9 protein-coding genes are annotated in these 21408 nt (G+C 47.5%); 1 reads left to right on the top strand and 8 read right to left on the bottom strand.

What is annotated here, in order from left to right:
* Nucleotide 1: 1 nt before the first annotated feature.
* The 4 genes from A3CY_RS0116190 to A3CY_RS0116175 all read right to left on the bottom strand — a co-directional run bounded on the left by A3CY_RS0116190 (nt 2) and on the right by A3CY_RS0116175 (nt 6934).
* Nucleotides 2-1528 (bottom strand): RagB/SusD family nutrient uptake outer membrane protein, encoded by a 1527-nt coding sequence (locus A3CY_RS0116190; protein WP_018338982.1) that lies wholly within the window; start codon nt 1526-1528, stop codon nt 2-4.
* 17 nt (nt 1529-1545) lie between these two features.
* Nucleotides 1546-4944 carry a SusC/RagA family TonB-linked outer membrane protein gene (locus A3CY_RS0116185; protein WP_018338981.1) on the bottom strand — a complete coding sequence of 1133 codons (3399 nt, stop codon included), beginning with the start codon at nt 4942-4944 and terminating at the stop codon, nt 1546-1548.
* Nucleotides 4945-5115: 171 nt separating this feature from the next.
* A complete protein-coding gene (locus A3CY_RS22230) occupies nt 5116-6294 on the bottom strand; it encodes a FecR family protein (RefSeq protein ID WP_018338980.1) in 1179 nt (392 codons plus the stop codon).
* A 79-nt stretch (nt 6295-6373) separates the two neighbouring features.
* Nucleotides 6374-6934: an RNA polymerase sigma-70 factor gene (locus A3CY_RS0116175; protein WP_026207771.1), complete on the bottom strand. Its 561-nt coding sequence runs from the start codon at nt 6932-6934 to the stop codon at nt 6374-6376.
* 123 nt (nt 6935-7057) lie between these two features.
* Here A3CY_RS0116175 and A3CY_RS0116170 point away from each other — a divergent pair, with 123 nt between their 5' ends.
* The gene (locus A3CY_RS0116170; protein WP_026207770.1) at nt 7058-8431 is read left to right on the top strand and encodes an MATE family efflux transporter; all 1374 of its coding nucleotides are present in this window, start codon (nt 7058-7060) and stop codon (nt 8429-8431) included.
* Nucleotides 8432-8549: 118 nt separating this feature from the next.
* Here A3CY_RS0116170 and A3CY_RS22570 read toward each other — a convergent pair whose 3' ends face one another.
* The 4 genes from A3CY_RS22570 to A3CY_RS0116140 all read right to left on the bottom strand — a co-directional run bounded on the left by A3CY_RS22570 (nt 8550) and on the right by A3CY_RS0116140 (nt 21398).
* Entirely contained in the window at nt 8550-11228 is a 2679-nt protein-coding gene (locus tag A3CY_RS22570; RefSeq protein ID WP_018338977.1) for a MutS-related protein, read from the bottom strand.
* A gap of 3373 nt (nt 11229-14601) precedes the next feature.
* Complete coding sequence (locus tag A3CY_RS0116150) at nt 14602-17928, bottom strand: golvesin C-terminal-like domain-containing protein (protein ID WP_018338976.1); 3327 nt, start codon at nt 17926-17928, stop codon at nt 14602-14604.
* 151 nt (nt 17929-18079) lie between these two features.
* Nucleotides 18080-20452, bottom strand: coding sequence for a Gldg family protein (locus A3CY_RS0116145; RefSeq protein WP_018338975.1), 2373 nt, complete (start codon nt 20450-20452; stop codon nt 18080-18082).
* A gap of 25 nt (nt 20453-20477) precedes the next feature.
* Entirely contained in the window at nt 20478-21398 is a 921-nt protein-coding gene (locus A3CY_RS0116140) for an ABC transporter ATP-binding protein (RefSeq protein ID WP_018338974.1), read from the bottom strand.
* Nucleotides 21399-21408 lie beyond the last annotated feature (10 nt).

Here is a 21408-nt window from a genome sequence, read left to right as displayed (position 1 = left end):
ATTATAAATATGAAGTTTCGCCATCAGGAAGCGGTGCATACCAATTTTCAGGTTTCATCTCTATATTAGTAGCTCCGTTATAAATATCCCGATTCAATCGTTTGAACATAAAAAAGGTTTGCCCTTCTGTCAAGGTTTCTCGAATAATATCGTTATACAAGATTTCAAGCAATACCTCTTTTGTCGTCTCTTGTTCAATCTTCAACTTACACCCTCGCTTTGCACGCATGGTATTCAGCAATTCAATGGCTTCACGTCGTTCATTACGGTGCAGCAACATACATTCCAATTGAATGTGATACAATTCAGAAAAACGCAATAACGGCAATAGCGGACCTTGATCACTCACAGAGGCAGACACCGAAGATGAAGTGGATTGCGGGCGTTCCCATACCAACCAACGCTTATTATTGTTGTACCGACCGGTCACGCCATTCGTTCCATACATACCGCGCAAACGATAATCATCCTCATCTCCCTTAAACAGAGATGCCAAGTAATTAGCATTCATCACAAAACATTTGGCATAAGAACCCGTCGTATAAGCTTCCCAGTTATCATAGCTATTGTTATTGGAAAAACAAAGTAATAACTCGTCAAAACGTTTAGGATATTGGCTAGCCGCATTAGATGAATATTGATAACTACTACTTGTCCAACTATACCACCCGGCATCAACAAATTCCAGTGCTTCCAGCGCACGTTCATAAGCCTTGTCATAATCCCCTTTATAAAGATACATACGTGCCAACAATCCCGTAGCCGCCATATAATTCATCCGCATTCCCCGATAACTTACAAAATCATTAGGCGGAGCGGATGAATACGAGCTCGACTGGTAGATCCGTCCGGAAGTACTTTGGTTCCAACTCAAACAAAAAATAGTATCCACCGGGGCCAAAATCCCTTTTGCTTTCTCCATATCGGCAATAATACTTGCAAGCACATCATTCACACTCTTGTGTTCAGGCTGATGATCCGGATAAGTGGTCACGTAAGGCATTGCTAACCCTGTCGGGTTCGTCACCGGAGCAGGAGCAAACAAACGTAACAAATCAAAATGCATCATGGCACGAATGCCATACATCTCACCTAAAATCATATTCTTCTCCATACTTCCAAATTCGAAAAAGGAAGTGTCTTTCTTGGAAATCTCTTGAATAATATTGTTACAATTAGCAATCACATTGTATCCTTTAGCCCAAATATTAGTCATAATTGTTTGTACTCCAGAATACTCCCACGTATATCTAGAAGCATTATAATAGTTCGTACCCAAATTACTTGAAGAGGTAGAATTGTAATTATTTCCCAACACACTCGCTAGCCCCCATGTTAATTCCCGTCCATATAATGAAGTTTCAGACAACAAACGATAAACCCCGTTCACGTACATATGAACACCATTTTGCGATTCAAAAGTTTCATCTTGCAGCATCTCCTGCTTGGAAGATACATCCAGGAACTCATCACACGAATTGAAGAAACCTAGAGGCAATAATAATAACAGATATATTAACTTTTTCATTTCTCTCTTTGTTTTAGTTAGAAACTAGCATTCAACGTAAATGTAAACGTCCGGGCAAACGGATAAGACAACCCCATCTCTTGCTTGATGGTCGACCACGTGTCGATATCCTTCATGTTAAATTGCAATTTCAATGTACTCAGTCCCACACGACGGATTAACTCGCGATTAAAGTCATAACTCAAAGACAAGGAATTGAAGTTCACGAAATTATTTTTCTGCACGAAACGAGATGTCGGACGAGTCACATTATACCGATCCTTCAACGCCTTTAACGGACTCACATCACCCGGCTCCTGCCATCTATCCAACACCACCCGGTAATCAGCGTTATAAGCGTTCAAATCCACATTCTCCACGTTACTGATCAAAGTACTATTATAAGCATCTCCACCCCATTCATACAGGAACGTCGTGTACATAGTGAAATTTCGCCAACGCAAATTAACACCGAAAGCACCTTGCGCCCAAGGCTCTGAATCCCCCACTTTTTGTTGTTCAACAGATGACCAATCATAAGTCAAAGTTCCATCACGTTTTACGTAGATTTCCTGTCCGTCCGCCGGGTTTATACCGATAGATTTCATTCCATAGATTGCCGTCAGCGAATTTCCCTCCTCATACTTCATATAAGGCTTCATATACGGTTCGTTTTTCTTTATGGTACTCATGATCGTTTGCATTTTCGAACCTTCCGCAATCTCTTTGTACCCGGCATAAAATTCATCAATCCGCTCATTATATCGTTTCAATGTTTCGGAAATAGATTTCAATTTATTCTTGTTATGCGCCAAGTTTCCGAAAAGAGAAACATCCCAATCCTTCGTAGAATACACGCGCCAATTCACATCCACCTCGAATCCCTTGTTCTCGACTTCCCCAATGTTATCCGTGTAGACCGAGAACCCGGAAGAAAGCGGCAAAGAAACTTCTGTCACCAAATCTTTCGTATTCTTGATATAATAATCAAACTTTATCATCACCCGATTGAACAACCCGATATCCGCACGGAAATTCCACGTCAACAATTTTTCCCACGTCAAGTTTTCATTTCCCATCGCCACCAAAGAAGCTCCGATTCCGGTTGGATACCAGTCATCCAACATCGCGTTCAACGTATTACGAGCTACATAAGGCTGGAAATTTGATTTACCGGTTTCTCCCACGCTGGCAGAAACTTTCAGATTATTCAACCAGCCGTACTTTTGCATATACTGATAATTGTGAATGTTCAATCCCGCTCCCAATGACCAGAAAGGAGCATATTTACGATCTGTACCGAACTCGGAAGAACCGTCAAAACGATAAGAAGCATCAAACAAATAGATATCATTCAAACTATAGTTCAAAATCGCAAATCCTCCTAACAAACGCGTTTCATTATCCGACATCGTGGGCTTCTTCACGATCTCGTAAGCGTATGCCTCGGAATGATGGTCCGCATCCGGAAAACCACGATAATGAGAATAAATATACTTCGTACTCGTTGATTTAATATTTGTACCGGCAGAGAAGTTTATATTATGTATTCCTATCGAACGATTGTAAGAAAGAAATGCATTCCCATCCCAACTATTAGTTTTCGTTTCGGTTTTTGTCAATTCACCCTTACTGAATAACTGCCCCCGTTCAGTATAAGTACCCGAAGTTGGAGATGTAAAATTTTCCGTCCAAGCGTCATTTAAAGTAACCGCCACTTGGGCTTTAACCATCCAATGATCATTAAAGAACCAATTGACAGACAAATTATTCGTCCACTCCTTATATCCGTTCTTGCTGAAATTTCCCTGCTTGGCTTCATATAACGGATTCTTAACAGAAGTTGCCCCGTTAGAAATCAATTCCACCCATGAACCATCGTCATTCAACCAATAAGCATAAGGTTGTTTACGGGAATAATCGGAAAAAGAACCATAAGGAGAATTCTCGTTCTTCATCACGTTGTAGTTCACTTGATTTTTCACTTGCAACCCCTTCCAACGATAATCCAATGTCAATCCGGCACCAATACGATCGCGATAAGATTCCTTCATAACACCGTTTTGATTATCGTAACGCAACTCCACTCCAAAACGAATATTCTCAGCCCCTCCCTCCACGTACACACTGTGTTTATGATTGAACTGCGTCTGCAATGGTTGTGACAACCAATAGGTATCCTTTCCTTGTAACACGTAATTCAACTTTTTGATATAAGCACTGTAAGCACTTCTCCACCAACTATCCCAACTACTTTCATAAGAAATTGCATTTTCCGGTTCAAATAAACCGGCAGCAACTTCTGCCGCTAATTTATCTTTAGCATTCATCAAGTTATAACTGCTCAAATCAGGAGCCGTAATCTCTAAATTACCATTGTAATTCACTGTCAATTCGCCCGGTTTAGGAGCCACCGTTTCGATCACAATCACTCCGTTAGAAGCGCGGGAACCGTACATAGCCGTGGCAGCAGCATCTTTTAGAATTGTGATATCCTTAATACGGTTAAGATCCATGTCATAAATCTTCTGCACGGAAACCTCGAAACCATCCAATATAAAAATCGGCGTATTCGGATTATTGGTTAAAGCATACTTTGACACATCTTCCGCTTCCAACACATCCAACTCTCTTACATTAGAAATTCCTGAACGACCTCGTACATAAAATTCCGGCAACGTATTGGGGTCCGACCCCATATCGTTATTCCTCATCACACGCAAAGAAGGATCAAATACCTGCAAAATATCTATCACATTTGAAGCCCCCACTTTCATGATATCCTCTTTTTTCACGTGAGTAGCACTCCCCGTAAAACTAGATTTTTTGATATTTATATATCCAGTAACCACCACTTCATCAATTTTCTGTTCATCATCTTCCATCACTATACTCAAATCTTTTCGCTCTTCACCTGCTTTCAATACAACACGTTGAGTCTTCATTCCCACGAAAGTAAAAACAAGTGTTGCCGTGTCTTGAGGCAATGCAATCTTAAACACGCCCTTTACATCTGTAACAACACCCAACGAGGTCCCTTTAATCATCACCGTTACTCCTGGCAAGGGAATCCCTTTTGTATCCTTTACTATTCCATGCGCTACAATTGTTTTCTCTTTATTCTTGTCTTTCTCTTCCCCCTTCCGCATAATTATTATAAGCTCATCCCTAAATTTAAAAGTCAAATCCGAACCTTTTAAAACACATTTTAAAACGTCCTCTACTGTTTCATTTTTTACTCGTAATGATAATTTTCCCAACTTATCCGTCTGCTGTGGGTTAAAAAGGAAACATAATTTGGTTTGTCTCTGAATTTCATCCAACAATACTTTTACCGTAACATTCTTCAGATCAAAAGTAACTTTTCCCCTTTGTGCCAACGAATTAGCGGAAAGAGTAAAGGTAAAACCACAAATCAATAAAAAACACAGTTTCATAATCACCTTAAATTTTTTCACACGTCTTCGATAAAATCGAGGACATAATCGTTTTTTTTTCATACATTTGTCAATTAGAATAGTTAAACATTCAATAAGCCTCACTCCAACTGAAGTTTATTGGTTAATATTAAAGTTCAACGGAAAGTCTCCAACACTTTCCGTTTTTTCTTATTTCGACACAATAATCGTTCTTCCATTTACATCAAAATGCACATCCACAACATCCGTGATCGCATCAAGGATATCCATCACGTCGCTATACCTTCTCATATACCCCGTGAAAACTAATCCTTTCACTGATTCCGACTGAAAAAATACATCCACATTATACCACAACGAAAGGGTATTCATGATCTCTTCCAAACTCTCCTCTTCAAAAGCGAAAAAACCATCCTTCCAGGCAATATATCGACGTACGTCCACCTCCCGCAAGACAATCTCTCCGGTCTTCCGATCCAGTGTAGCCAACTCTCCCTGTTTCATTAGCACCTCATATTTTCCACGTCGGTCACGAGCTCCAATCTTACCGTTAACCAACACGGTTCGCACGCCTCCCTTTCCACGTGTATCCACATTAAACTCCGTCCCGTAGACCCGGATCTCCAACTCATCCGTCACCACGTAAAACGGTCGTTCAACATCTTTTGCCACCTCAAAATAAGCTTCTCCCGATAAATACACTTTTCTCTCTTTACCATTAAACGCCACGGGATATTTCAGTTTTGTTGCCGAATTTAAATAAATAACCGTTCCGTCCGACAACGTTAATTGAAACTCTCCTCCTCTCGGAATCCTCAACGTATTCATCTCTAATATATTTTCATGCTCTGCCGCAACCACAGAATCATACACCAAATTACTTCCACCATGCTTAACCAAAACTCCTTCCCCCACCTCTATCACCTGTTGTTCTTGTTTCCCGTTCAACTCGTGAATCTTCCCATCTGCGGCAACCAGCACTGCCTTGCTCTCGCCCGGAACAATGGTTTCGCTAGACCGAGAAGCCAACTTGACGACATTGTCCCTTTGTCCCAAATACCAAAATACCGAAATTATTAATGGAACCGCAATAACCGCGACATACTTCAACATTTGCCAAATAACCACTTGTCTTTTTCTTTTCCTCGTTATTGTTTTAAATTTCAACCAAGCAAACTCATCATTCAACGAACAGAACACCGGACTCTCAACGGAAACACGCATGTCCCTTTTAACCTTATTAAAAAGAACACCATGCTCCCTTGAATCCTTCAGCCACGCCTCTAACTCCTGCCTCTCTCTCTCTGTAAGCTCACCCAGTAACGAACGTTGTATTAATCGGGCGATATTTTCGTTGTATAACTCCATGTCGTATCTTCATTTTACACCATATACAACAAGGGTAGGAAAAAGTAGCAAATGAAATTCGATTATTTTTCAAAAAAAATCAAATTTCATGTACATACCAGTACAACAGGAACAGATTCCCTATTCTCTCCTTCAAAAAATGGATAGCATTTTGTTTATGTGATTTCACGGTAAGAACCGAAATTCCCAATATTTCGGCAATCTCATCATTTTTCTTCCCTTCCAGATGTAATTCAAAAACACCTCTGCACTTTTCCGGCAATTCCCGAACAGCGAGATACAATTCCCGGTAAATCTCTTCCTGCATCAAATCATATTCCCTCTCGACCTCCTCCTCTGTGACTTTCACGTAAGAAACATACTTCTCTTCAACCGTCTTATGCTTCAAATAATTCAAACACCGATTTTGCACCAGATCATACAAATACGCCTTAAAACCCTGGTAAGAATTATAAACTTTTTTACTTTCCCATACCGTGATAAACACCTCCTGCACAATATCCTCCGCTACCTCCAATTGTCCGACACGCCGCATGGCAAACAATACAAGATAACTTCTAAACCTCATGAACAAATCATGGAAAGCCTTCTCATCTTTCACGTTGATACGTTGAATAATATCTTGTTCTGAATCATTCATTCTCACACCCATAGAATTTTCGACAAATATATACCATTCTTAATAAATAAACAAAGCCCACCCTCTTACAAAAACAAATTGTTTACCGTATTTTTGCATCTCGAAAAATTCATCAAAAAAACAATGGATCAATCATCACGTGAAACGGTGCGCATGGATATGCTGCATGGCAGCCTGTTAAACAAAATCTTACTCTTCGCCTTGCCACTGGCAGCGAGCAGTATATTACAACAATTGTTTAACTCGGTAGACGTGGCAGTCGTGGGTAAATTTGCCAGTAGCCAAGCTCTGGCTGCAGTGGGAAGCAACGGTTCGGTCATCAGCCTGATGATTAACCTATTCGTGGGAATATCTGTCGGGGCGAGCGTCGTCATAGCAAACTATATCGGGCAAAAAAATCAACGCGGCATCAAGAATGCCATACATACCGTCTCCGTGGTCACGCTGACAAGCGGCATACTATTACTCGCGATCGGATTGTTCTCCGCCCGCCCCATCCTGGAAATGATGGACACACCCGATGACGTGCTCGACTTGGCAGTCCTGTACCTACGCATCTATTTCCTGGGAATGCCATTTTTCATGATCTATAACTTCGGGGCTGCCATCCTTCGCAGCATGGGCGACACGAAACGCCCTCTCTATTGCCTCGTCATAGCCGGATTGATCAACACGGCATTAAACTTATTATTAGTTATCGTTTTCAAAATGAGTGTTGCCGGGGTCGCCATCGCAACCGTCGTGTCCAACATGTTTTGCGCCGGCATGGTCATCTACATTCTTTTACACGAGCAAGAACCTTTCCGGCTCGAAATCAAAGATATTAAAATATCCCGCCCCGAATTACGGAAAATGCTTCAAATCGGCATCCCCGCCGGGGTACAAGGCATGGTATTCTCCATCGCCAACGTCTTCATTCAGGCAGCCACCAACCGCTTCGGTTCAAATGCCATCGCCGGTTCTGCCGCCGCCCTCACCTACGAGTATTATTGCTACTTCGTCGTCAACGCCTTCAGCCAAGCGGCAGTCACCTTCATCAGCCAGAACTACGGGGCCGGACAAATTGAACGTTGCAAGAAAGTATTCCGCCAGACGATGTTACTGAGCGTCATCTCCTGTGCCCTTCTGAACGGGCTCTTCGTTTGGCAAGAGAAACTCGCTATCGGCATCTTCACCTCCAGCCCCGAGGTATTCCGGTTTGCCGCCATCCGCATGGAGATTGTCCTGTTGACACAAAGCATCGCCTGTTCCTACGAGATTGCCGGGGCGGCTCTCCGGGGATTGGGGTATTCCATGCTCCCTGCCATACTCACGGTATTCGGCACCTGCGTGTTGCGCCTATTCTGGGTCTACGTCATCTGTCCCCTCTTACCCAGCTTCCAAGCCCTAATGGTCATCTATCCCATCTCGTGGATCGTCACGGGTATGGCTGTCCTCATCGCTTACCACGTCGTGCAGAAGAAACTTTTCCGGCCTCACGAAATCAGGATTTCGTGAAAAAAGGAGGTTAAAACCATGCGGATTACGTGAAAAACATACCGTTCCTACACACGGATTACGTGAAAATATTTATATTTGTAATTAAATTACAAAACGTTATAGACATTTTCGACCTTCATTTTCCCGTTATGATCTCCACGATCCGCTCGTTAGCGACCATCATCATCCCGTGCCTGTCACTCGATATGCCCTCTGCCAAGCGGTAGGTATAAGTGGGGACCTTTCCCTTCATCACGGTCGGTAAATACATGAACCGGAAGTGTTCACTTTTTTCCGCCAGCGCGGACCCCGCCTCGGTGATATGCGTGGAAACCATGTAAGAACAATTCCGGCTACCCCCGAAAGCCGACATCACCGCCACAGTCGCATCGTAAGCGTCCTTGACATTCGTGCCCTTGAACAATTCGTCGAAGACGACCGCCAAATGCTTCCCGGAACAGACCTCTTCGGCGACACGCTTCACCCGTGCCACCTCGGCATAAAAATGACTATACCCCATGTTCAAATGATCCGACATGTTAATTGAAGTATACAAGCCGTCGTGCACCGTGAATTCCATTGCCGTCGCCGCCACGGGGAAACCCATGTGCGCCAAGTAAAGGGCTATGCCGAAAGCCTTCATGAGCGTCGATTTTCCCGCCATATTCGCCCCGGTCAGGAACAACACGTTGTGCTCCCGGTCTATCCGGATGGAATTGCCTACTGCCCCCGGCATCAACGGGTGAGAAAAACCTCTCAGGTCTATCCGATTTTCCCCGTTTCCCCGGGCAATTGCCATGGCTCGCACGAACCCCATCTTTTTCGCCACAGCCGCCACGGCGATATAAACATCCGTCTCGTAAATCATCTCCAGCAAACGCCGCAACTCATCCCGGCAAACATGGCGCAACAAATAATCGTAACGGGCCATCTCGAACACGGAGAACTCCCGCTTTTCCCGCTCCACGGACAATGGGATCTGTAACTTGTTTTCCAGTATATCCCGCATCTCCCGCATCACCCTGCCATAAACCGAATCCTCGCCCGCATTCCCCAACGAGGCGTTGAACACGGCACACTCGCGCAACAGTTCCAACGCCTCCATCACTCCCGCGCAAATCACATCATATTTTTTCTCTTTCGACACACGACGGAAAAACCTCAAGCTATAGACTTTCCAATACGCCATTCCTCGCATGGCAGGAACCCGGATACCCAAATAACGTTCCACCCGGTCCACCAACTCCCTGGTAAACGGAAACGCCACCTCTCTCTCCTTGAAAAACTCGAACATTCCCGACCGCTCGTTGATGGCATCCGCGTCCGTCAAGGGGTGTTGAAACATCCGGTCCAAAAGCTGCTCCCCTCCACGGGTACACGTGTGATTGAAGAGATTGAAAACCGACCGCTCTTTAAATTTTCCAAGGATATGCAAATCCGCCAAAGTCTGCGTATCCACCTCAAAGTCCCCCTGAGTTTCCACCCTCTCCCGCTGACTTCCCAACATCTCCACGATTCCTTCCTGGTTTATAATCGCCATCCCGTACCGGTCATCCGAGATTCCCGACTCCAAGGTGTAAGGGTAAATCAATTTTCCGCCTTCCTTCACGGTCGGGAGATACGTGAAATGCACGTTATCACACCTCTCCCGTAACACTTCCCCGACTTCGATAATATGCGTGGAAATCAAAAACAGACAATCCTTTCTCGTGGCAAAAGCCTCCGTGACGGCAAGTGTCGCATCATAAGCATCCTTGACATTCGTACCCCGGAACAGTTCGTCGAAGACAACCGCCATATTCCCCACCTGCCGAACCCGCTCCGCCACTTTGCGCACCCGCAGCACCTCGGCATAGAAATGGCTGTATCCCATATCCAAATCATCCGGCAAGTTAATGGTCGTGTACATCCCGTTCCGGACGCTGAACTCCATCCGCGACACCGGCAACGGGAATCCCATGTGCGCCAAAAACAGGGTGATGGAAAAAGCCTTCATCAAAGTCGACTTTCCCGCCATATTGGCTCCCGTCAGGAAAATGACATTGCTGTTCCCGTCCGCGTGCAGAGTATTCGCCACGGCTCCCGAGAGCAAAGGATGATACATCCCCTCCGCGTGAAACACGTTCGCCTCCGGCTCCAAGGCTCGCCCGAAAACCAATCCCCGCTTCCGTGCCACCCCGGCAACAGCGATGTAAACGTCCAGCTCGTACAGGCAACTAAGCAATCTCTTGCACCGCTCATTCCCTTCGAACCGAAAGCGAAAGTCATAATCGGCCATACGGGCATACGGCAATTTCTTGGGATTCTTCAACGACAACGCCCACGACAAATTCGAGTCCCGCAACATCTCAGTTATCTGTTCATACCTCTCCCGGTACTCCTCGGGCACCCCCACCTTTGCCATCGACTGCAACAACAGCTCTGTCCCCTTCACGATACGGATTCCGGCAAGCACCCCCTTCTGCAACAGGGAGTATTCCCTCTCCCGTCCCGAAAGTTCACGCATCCGATGCCCCAGGGTGTTCCCCTCCACCGCCAAGCGGGTACGCTGGTCCCGGTTGCTCAAATAATACTCGAAAGCATTAAACCACTCTGCCATAAACGGGAACTCGATCTCCCGTTCCTGCAAATAGCGAATCACGGCACCGCGCCGATTGATTTCCCGGGCACTCTCTAACGGGTAATTGAACATCTCCCTCAACACGGCAGCCCCTCCCCGGGTCTTCGCTTTAAACAAATCATACACCGAGGATCTGCCCACTCTCCCGAAAATACCGAGATCGTTTAATGTCTGCTGGTCTGTTACAAACGCCATAGATTCATGCTTTAATTCATTAATTCCTTATTCCAACTTTACCCATTTCACCGCATCCGCCACGATCGCTATTTCATCTCGCCCGCGAATCTCCTTATCCGAAAGCGTCACGCTTGCCTCCCCCGCCGGGAAATCATACTCCCCGAGAGAAGCCCAGGTATTCATCTTTCCGGATCCCGGCATACAAAAATCCAGACTGATCTCCACCTCCCGCTCTTGCCCCCCGGCTGTTACCGTGTAATAATAAATGACCCCATCAAACGGTCCCGCTCCATCAAGCAGAGACTTCATCCATTTGTTCGTGAATTCCCTGTACACCCTTGCCATCACCCGATAACGTCCCGCCTCCGGGATATTCAACCGCCATGTCGCCGAGGACTTCCCGGAACCGCCAATGATATAATGATATCCCCGAATAGAATCGCCACAAGCATTAACATCCAACACCCTCTTCCACAGCGGATCCATATTGCCGATCTGGGGAGTCATAACAAGCTTAGGTTGCGTTTTCCTCCTCTGCTGAAACCACGAACGAGAGCCCTCCTGTAGACGAAAACCTGCATCCGAATCATCCACGATAAACTCGTTCAAGTCTTCCCCCGCCATGAATTCCGATGCGGGTATCGTGCGCCACTCTTCCTTCAACTCCCAAGGAGTCGGCAATTCGTCAACATCATTACTTTGAAAGTGAAACACCCCCGGACGATTAGCCGCTAAAACGGTATTAATACTCTCGGCAGGTTCACTTGTCACCAACGTGAAAGCCTTCGCCTCACCAGGCTCCAAGTAGCAATTACTATGGTACATTTTCATAAAAGTGCCATATTCTATGGAAACTATGCCACCACTCTTGCCGGCATTCATGACTTTCCCCTCGAGCTTATAACGCCCGGAAAACCGGTCAGCATAACACACGGCATCCTTCACCTTAAAATATTGCTCGTGCCTCGTGGTAAGCCAATCCTCGATAATACTCTCCACATCCGCATCCCAACGCCTTGACCACACCTGCATCAGGGAATCGAAATCCACCTCACCCCCGCCACGACGATACAAACTATCCAAACTTTGTCTCAATTCCTCCTTCGGTATCCTCAACGTCAAACGATACCACAACTCCTGCAACTTTTTCCCCGAGTCAAATTTCTCGTCATTCGCCAATATATCCCTCAACGAACGTCCGACAAAAAAATCGTCCTTCATATTGTCAATTAAAACGTTAGCCATATTCCCCAACGCCGTCTCCCAATTTCCCAAAAAGAAATCATACCACATTTTACCCATAAAAGGATACTTGGAAGAATACGCCCAAACTTTTGGCATCCCCTTCAACGATTTTCCACAATGATCATTCTCTATCTCTTTCCTGCGCCCCCAGCCATATTCACTTTTGCTGATTCCCCGCAAAGGATGACTATCAAACATACTGCAAGTGGGAGAATTGAATATATAACCGTAAATAACGTTCGTCACCCTAAATAACGTATCACGACTCCACACTTTTTTACTTATGGTAAAACTCATATCAAACCCGCGCTCCCGCAAAAAGATCATTCCCGGCTCCACCAACCCGCATTCGCTCTTCCCGCTATGGTTATCCAACCGGAAAGAAACAGGCACCTCCAACAAATACAAGTAAGGAGCCTCCGGATTATACCAATCCCCGGACAAGTAATCTTTCCACGCAAAAAAATCATACGGGTCATCCGACCACATGGATATAAAATCCTCCCGACTCATGCTCGAGTACCTCTCCTCGAAAACCTTCCCCCAACTCTGTGTGTTCAACTCTAAATTTACCGACAGGTCCGTCGGTATCGTGTAACGTCGCTCGTTAGAACCGCACAAGGAGATCCCGTGCAACGTCTTCCGATTCTCGAAAACCACCCGGTCATTCCCTTTCTCGGGCACACCCTGCGAGATCACCTCCCGCTGCCGGGGATGAAGCACCTCCAGGCGGAAACGGGTGAAATCCCTCCCCGTCGCCATAGGCATCAACGGGTTCACGGGGGGAATAGCTACCGGGTACCACACGCTTGCCGGAGTCAACACCAGCAAATCATCCTCCACGAAGGCTCCCCGCCTGCCCGTCGCGTAAAAGCGATCGTGATAGAAAGCGTCCTCGTAAGCCGAGTCCCGCAAGTGCAAGTCGCAAAAACGGTCATCGANANGCCCCGAGTAATTCACTNGCAGCCGCAAGGAATCCCCCGCCTCCAGCACCCGGTCGATCAACAACACCTGCCCCTCCCGCCGGTACTTCTGTTCCCCGTCCCCCGCGCTCACTCCCGTCACTCCCAATCCCGGGTTCAGGAAAAGAACAAGCCGCTCCAACGGTTCCCGTCCCGGGTTACGTAACGTCATATCGCTCCGCATCTCCAACGTGCTCCCGGATTGCTCCAACGTGATCGAGTGACGGCTCNCCCGGCAAGTATGTTCATCCCAATTCCGGGCGAAACTCTCCCGCCACAACTCCCGGCTCTGACGGTCCCGGTAACACGTGTACTCCAGCATTCCCCCGCACGACACCCCCCGCCACCACAAGCAACAAACCGACCGACACGTGCCCCTTACGCCTCCCCGGGCTGTTCGGGAGCCGCCTCATCAGGTTAGCGCTCCACGCCAACAACCCCGCTCCCGCCAGCAAGTACGCCAACCGGTGCAAGGCGTAACGCCCCGGGTTCAAGTGACCAATCACCCCCGAGAACAAATTGGGCACCCCGCTGGCAAGGTAATCCAGCGTACCGTGCAACCGGTAAGGCAACCAGAAAATACAACCCAACCACCAGATCACGGGAATCGCTATCGCCAGCCAACGGGAACGTGCCACGCCACCCAGCCACAGCGTCAAACCCGCCACGAACACCCACGCCGGAATATTCAACGTCAACAAGTAAAACAGGTAATATTTCCAACCCACGGGTGCCAGGCTCGTCAGGTTCACCAGCAAGATCGTGAACAAAATAACAACCACGTTCAACAGCAAAAACAGCAAGAAATTCCCGGCAACCACTCCCCGGTAATATGAATCGTTATGAAACGGGCGCACCTGTATCGCCTCCGCCGCTCCCTGCCGGTTCACCCGACCCGGCACGCCGGACATCATCACCACCAAAAACAGTGACTGCACCACTCCCCACAGGTAAGCGTTCATCAACGGCATCGAGCAAGGCAACGCCACCGCTTTCCAATTGAAGCAAATACCCTCCCCCTGCCANTACACGTGACACGCCACGATACCTACCAGCGACACCAACACGAACAACCGGAACACCCAACTCCGCCACTGCAACTTCATCTCGTACCCAGCGATACACATTATTTCCTGCAAATTTTTCATAAGCATTTATTTTTTAACTATTACAATTACGAACTTTCACTCCAACCTCACCCATTTCACCGCATCCGCCACGATCGTCACCTCTTCCCGTCCCTGAGCCTCCCTGTCAGACAACGTCACGCTCGCCTCTCCCGCCGGGAAATCAAATTCCCCAATATCAACCCAACCACTTCCACCCCACTTGCTCGGGAAATGCAAATCCATAGGAACTTCCACGTTTTTTTCCCACTCACCTCCACGCACCGTGTAATAATAAACGATACCAAGAGGTACCCCACCGATAGAATTGTTGGCACTCTTGTGCGCCAATCCCATCACCCGGTAGCGCCCCGCCTCCGGTAAAGTCACCCGCCACGTTGCCGTCGACCTACCGCTACCGCCATTGATTTTATGGTAGCAGCGAATTGAATCCCCTTGGGCTCTCGCGTTAAGATAAGGCGTCCACTGACGTACTTCCGAGAGAAATTCCAAGGGTCTCGTTCTTTTCTGCAACCTGCGTTGCAACCAGTTTAAATTTCCCTCCACCAGTTCGAAACCGGCATCAGAATCGTCTACCACGACCTCGTTTCGCGGTATCCCCGCCCAAAACTCCTCCGGGGTAGAATCCTCCCAAGTGCACCCCGCTTTTCCATCGTAAGCACTCAAATCCCGCTCGGAAGAAACAAAATCCGCCATGACCGGACGATTGGCTGACACGCCAAAATACAACGGGAATATATCTTTCGACATCGTTTTCCACACCTTTTCATCCTCGTAATCCTCTTCTTGAACCACGATTCTGAATTTCTTCACCTCCCCCGGGGCAAGGTAACAATTAAAAACTTCGATATCCCTTCGAGTAAACATTTCACCCGTTGCCAGCGTAACCACCCCGCCACACCTTCCCGCATTCAGCACCATTCCCTCCGCCACCTGAATCCCCGTTTCTTTATCAAGATACCGCACCATACCGCTCGTCCGATAAAACTGGGCGTGTGTCGCCGCTTCCCATTCTTCCACGAGTGCCAAAAAATCAACATTCCATCGTCTGCTCCATTCCCGGGAAAGTGCCTCGTAAGAAACCTCACCCTCGCGACAGGACAAGCTGTCCAATGCCAACTCCAGCTCCTTTGCCGGGACATACAGTCCCAAACGAAGCCAAAAATCCTGCATCTTCAACTCGAATATCTCGTTTTTCTCTTGATGCCCGAAACAAACTTCCTTTAAAACATCCTTTAAATTCCTCCCCAACAAGCAATCGTATCTCTCGTGCAAACGCCATAAATCTGCCACGACCACGTTACCCAATCCCATCGGCAACATTTTCTCCTCGTCCTGCAAATACTCGAACATCTTCCCGGCTAACGGATCCTTGGCTGAATACACCCGGTTCCGGTCCACCCGCCACAAGCTCTTCCCCATACTTTCATTTATCCACGGATATTGTTTCCCATATCCCAATAAAGGATGACATACAGCTCTATAACTTCCCCAAGCAAATAACACATTATATAACATCCAAGTAAAACTTTTCAATTCACCATCATTTTCAATCATCTGAAGGTTTGCTGTTTCTACTAAATCCATATCAAAACCACGCTCATGAAAAAACACCATCCCCGGTTCCACCATCCCCGCCTCTTGTTTACCCGAATGGCTTGACAAATAAAAAGAAATCGGTACTTCAAAAAAAGACAAGTTGGGCTCCTCCTGGTTATACCACGCCCGCTCCGGGATCGTCTTCAAATTCTCCTCCGTATGATTTAAAAACGAAACGACACTATCCTGTTGCAAGCAAGGCAAACGACGAGAGAAGTTTTTCCCCCACTCTGTCAAACCAAATTGCAAATTATATACCTCTCCCGCCGCAAGAGTGAATCGTTTCAAGTTCCCTCCGTAAAGAGAAATTCCGCTCAATGCGTTCTCGCAAGTAAAGGACACTCCCGATTTATCTTTCAAACGAACTCCCTGAGAAAACAATTCGCACTGCCATTCTCCCTTCACGAGAAGATGAAATCGGGTAAAATCACGAGCAGTTGCCAACGGTAACAGCGGATTCACCGGGGGAAACGCCACCGGGTACCACATGCTCGCCGGTGTCAACAAAAGTAAATCATCTCCCACGAAAGCACCTCGCCTCCCCGTCGGGAAAAATAAGTCCCCGTGAAAAACATCTTCAAATTCATCATCAGGCAAGTGCAAGTCGCAACAAACGTCATCCACCTCGCCCGAGTACTTCACCCGAAGGGAAAGCGTGTCCCCGGAACCAAGTTCACGCTCCACCACCAACACGTGTCCCTCCCGTTGAAACGGCAATTCCTCATTCCCATCACTCACCCCCGCCACCTGCAATCCCGGGTTAAGAAAAAAGACAAGCCGTTCAAGACTCTCGCTGTTCGGGTTATAAACCCGCATATCACTACATGAATGCAACACCCCTCCCCGCTGTTCCAACTCGATATCATGACTCTCCACCCGACAAGTGAAAGGCGACCAATAACGCTCGAAACTTTCTCGAAGACCACGCCGCATTGAACGACTATGAAAGTAATCAAGCTCCACCAGGCAAAGGCTAAAGCCCCCTGCAGCCACGAGCAACAAACCGACACCCCCCAAACGTCGTTTCACCATGTCAACATTCGGAAGCCGCATCATTCGACGCACGCAAAGGAACAGCAATCCTCCCCCCATCAGCAACCAACCCGCACGCTGCAACAAGTACAACCGCAAGTTCACGTGACCGACCAAATTTGAAAACAAATTAGGGATTCCGCTACCTAAATAATCCAGCGTACCATGAAAATGGTAAGGCAACCAGAACAAACACCCCAACCACCATGCCACCGACAAAAAGATAGAAAGTATCCGCGACCCCGTGTAAAAACTGGTCCAAGTCCCGAAACCCGCCACGATCACCCATGCGGGTATGTTCAATGTCAATAAATAAAACAAATAGTAACCGAAAGAATACTCCGCCAAGCTCGTCATGTGAACAAGGAACACCGTCGCCACAATCACCACCATATTCAAGCAAAGAAACAATAACCCAATCCCCGCCAAACTACCCAAAAAGAATGTGACGTTAGATACCAGTCGAACGTGTATTGCCTCCATCTCCCCCCGGCTCAACATCCGAGAAGGCAAACCGGCAACCATCAGCGACAGAAATAACCCCTGTATCAAGCTAAAAAGATAAGCGTTCATCAAGGGCAAGGAGCAAGGAAAAGCTACCATCCGCCAATGTTCACAATTCTGCCCCTGCCAGTACACGTGACAACATACAATAAAGACCAAAGAAAACAACACGAAGAGTCGAAACAACCAACTACGGCTTTGCAACTTCGCTTCGTGAAAAACTACATGTAAAAAGTCACGTGCATTCATCTACTTAAAATTTAAATATTTAACATTAAGTAGTTTACATTACAATTATAAACTTTCATCTCTCAAAACTTCCCCTAAAAAAGCACGGTCAGACAGCGAGCAACCTTCCCCACTACCTGACCGTAACTTTCAAAAAACACAAAAAACAATACTACCTACCTCTTCTCCTCAACCAGATCAACATATAAATAATAAATAGCAATCCCGGGAAACCGCCCATCAAGGCATAATTCAGGATCTCGACCCCGGTATCTCCCACGTTTACCCTTCCGTCCCGTGCCTTTGGGCGTCTCACGTCAATCGGCACCTCGCCATCCGACATCCAGAAGAAACTTCCCTGAACGATCCCGTAATTAGCCGCCATGTAAGGACTCCGGTTACGGGTCAGTTCCCCGTCGCTCAAGCAATCGGCATCACCGAGAATCACAATTTTTTGCTCCCGGTCACCTACTTTACGGGATAACGCCAACGCCAGCGGGTAAGACTTCTGCACCTCTCCGGCGGCAGGATTACACACGATCTCTTGATCCACGATATCCGTGTGCTCCACCTCGTTCCAACAGGTCGAATCCGACATGAGCAACGGGATCACTTCAAAGCCCTTATCCGTCGAGTACTCCAAACCGGCAGCCGTAGGCATCGCCACCACGAAACCGCGAGGCTTCAAATCACCAAAAGGGTACGACAACGCCTCTGCCTCCAAGGTCGGTTGTGAAATAAGCACATCTATCGGCAACTTCGGTGCCACGAAACCGGCAAACGGACCGAGGTTCCGGTTATTGCGCTTCTCCTCTTCCGGGCTTTTCTTCTTTTCCGGCTGGATCAGGAAACCATCCACCAGGCGCACCCCGAACGGGTCAAGCACCGGGCTCATCACCCCCTGACGACCCGGTTCCCCGACAATCATCAAGTTCCCCCCGCGGGCAACATACTTGTCAAAATTGACCTTCTCCGCCTCCGTCATGGGCTCTCGCATCTCGGCGATAACCAAAATATTGATGTCCGCGGGAATCTCCTTCTCCAATGTCACCTCCTTGTAATCAAATCCTTGATTCACCAAAGCCGGGCGCAACGTGGGCAAATGGGTAAACATACAATAATTCCGATCGCCGGGACGATTCGTCTCACGCTCACCGTGACCGGTAAGGAACCCGATTGTGGGCAATTCCTTCATCACCAAACGTTTCAACGCGGCAGAGATCTCCGGTTCGTAAGGCACACGTATATGATCATCATAAAATCTCAAGAAAGTCTTCTCTCCCGATTCCCGTTCCAACAAACGCACCGTGCGATTTCCCTCCGTCGTTCTCAAATCAACAATCTTCCGGATCTCTTCCGGCGACAAAACCTTCTTCGGGTTCAATTTATTCTCCTCGATCACCTTCTCTGCTTTCTCCTTGTAACTCATCCCCGGGTAAGCCCTTTCGAGATAATCGTTCTTCACCGTGTCATAATAGAGCACGTATTTCATCTTGATCTCCGGCTTGAAGCGGGTATATTGCTCGAAAAGAAGCATATCCGAATTATAATTCGCGGGATAAGCCACCCAGCCGTTCGCATCAAGGATATTCGCGTAAGTGGTGATCGTCAAACCGCCTTTCAATTGCTCGATGATAGCCTGGCTGTTCGGCGTCAGCGTATTCTTCTTCGTGTGGGTCGCATCATAATAGCACTTGAATACCGGGCGGGAAGAAACGAAAGCCAATACCACGGCAATTCCCCACACGCCCACGTATTTACCGACCGAGGTCAAGAAACCCACCTTCTGCCGTCTGCCCTGCAAACGAATGACCGTCATCAACAGGAACAAAAGCACCACTACCACGAAATAAAGCACATCCTCGCTGCAAATCAGACCGTTCATAAAATTATCCGACCGTCCCGTAATACCGAACCAGTACGTGATTTCCCGAACGAAAGGCACCGTTTGCCACAAACCTTTCACGTAAGTCAACACGGCAAGTACCGCCAGCGTGCCCACGGCAGCCACGATCTGGTAAGAAGTCAGGCTCGACATGAACACACCCACCGCCACGTAAGCGCACAACAACAGGTAACAACCGAGGATAGCCGTCAGGATAACCGGCACATCTGCCCCCTCTATCGTGAACATGCCGTAAATACCGTAAACGAGCAACACGCCCATCAATACCAACCCGTAGATCATCATAGCGAGATATTTCCCAAAAATAATCTGGGCATTCGTCACCGGAGAGGAATACAACAACTTGATGGAACCACTCCCCAACTCCCGGCTCATCACTCCCATCGTCAGCAATGGGATATAAAGATACAGGTAGGATTGTACCGCCACACACAAACCCCGTTGACCGCCAAAAATCCCCAACGTCAAATTTCCTTCTCCTCCTCCTCCCCCCATGGCTTGGAAACCTACTATTTGCGAAATCATACCGGAAAATAACATTCCGGTCTGGAACGTGAATATGATTAAAATCAACCAGGCTATTGGGGAATAAAACAAATCCCGCAATTCCGTTTTTGCTATCTTGAATATAATCTTCATCTCTACTCTAAATAAAAAATTAACCTTACTTTCTGGACAATTCCGCAAAAATCGTATCCAAAGAACTCTTCTCCTGTTGCAATTCCGTCAACTGCCAACCTCGGGTGAAACTTGCCTCCACGATCCGGTTCATCACCTCCCGCGCGTCCGAGAAATGAATCCGGAAACGGGGACCTCCCAACTCGTCCACCCGTACCACGCCCGGAAGGGCTTGAATATCTTCCACCGGGGGGACCGCCGCCAGCGACACCAGCAACGTGCTCGGCTGGATATAGTTGTCGAATTCATGCACCGTACCGGAGAATACCAATGACCCTTGCTCGATCATACGGATATAGTCGCAAGTCGCCTGCACCTCCGTCAGGATATGTGTCGAGAGAATTACCGTCCGCTCCCGGGCAATGTCCTTGATCAAGTGGCGCACCTCTACGATCTGGTTCGGGTCCAAACCGTTCGTCGGCTCGTCGAACACCACCAAGTCCGGCTTGTGGATAATCGCCTGGGCAATCCCCACCCGTTGCTGGTAACCGCCAGACAGGTTATGAAGTACCCGCTTGGCGAAATGAGTGATACCACAACGCTCCATCGCTTCCCCGATGGCTGACTTCACCTCGCGGGTCGGCACATGACGCAACTCGGCACAATACTCCAGGTACTCCTCCACCGTCAAGTCCGGGTGCAAAGGCGGCACCTGAGGCAAGAATCCGATATGCCGCTTCGCCTCCACCGGGTTCTTGCTCACGCTGATCCCCTTGATGTAAACGTCCCCTTCTGTCTGCTTCAACACCCCGCACATGATATTCATCGTCGTGGATTTCCCGGCTCCATTGGAGCCGAGTAACCCGTAAATACCGTTCTTGGTGATTTCAAAATCTATATCCCGTATCGCCCACTGCACGCTGTAACGATGGGATAAATGTTCTATTTTTACTATTGATTCTGACATACAATATGAT

Origin of the sequence: Butyricimonas synergistica DSM 23225 (assembly GCF_000379665.1) — a bacterium.
Classification (GTDB): domain Bacteria; phylum Bacteroidota; class Bacteroidia; order Bacteroidales; family Marinifilaceae; genus Butyricimonas; species Butyricimonas synergistica.
The sequence above is the reverse complement of the archived record's forward strand: the minus strand, read 5'-3'. Positions and strand labels throughout refer to the sequence as shown.

Excerpts from the sequence above, each read along its gene's own strand:
- A3CY_RS0116190 (WP_018338982.1), bottom strand. The coding sequence starts at position 1,528 with ATGAAAAAGTTAATATATCTGTTATTATTATTGCCTCTAGGTTTCTTC.
- A3CY_RS0116185 (WP_018338981.1), bottom strand. The coding sequence starts at position 4,944 with ATGAAACTGTGTTTTTTATTGATTTGTGGTTTTACCTTTACTCTTTCC.
- A3CY_RS22230 (WP_018338980.1), bottom strand. The coding sequence starts at position 6,294 with ATGGAGTTATACAACGAAAATATCGCCCGATTAATACAACGTTCGTTA.
- A3CY_RS0116175 (WP_026207771.1), bottom strand. The coding sequence starts at position 6,934 with ATGAATGATTCAGAACAAGATATTATTCAACGTATCAACGTGAAAGAT.
- A3CY_RS0116170 (WP_026207770.1), top strand. The coding sequence starts at position 7,058 with ATGGATCAATCATCACGTGAAACGGTGCGCATGGATATGCTGCATGGC.
- A3CY_RS22570 (WP_018338977.1), bottom strand. The coding sequence starts at position 11,228 with ATGGCGTTTGTAACAGACCAGCAGACATTAAACGATCTCGGTATTTTC.
- A3CY_RS0116150 (WP_018338976.1), bottom strand. The coding sequence starts at position 17,928 with ATGAATGCACGTGACTTTTTACATGTAGTTTTTCACGAAGCGAAGTTG.
- A3CY_RS0116145 (WP_018338975.1), bottom strand. The coding sequence starts at position 20,452 with ATGAAGATTATATTCAAGATAGCAAAAACGGAATTGCGGGATTTGTTT.
- A3CY_RS0116140 (WP_018338974.1), bottom strand. The coding sequence starts at position 21,398 with ATGTCAGAATCAATAGTAAAAATAGAACATTTATCCCATCGTTACAGC.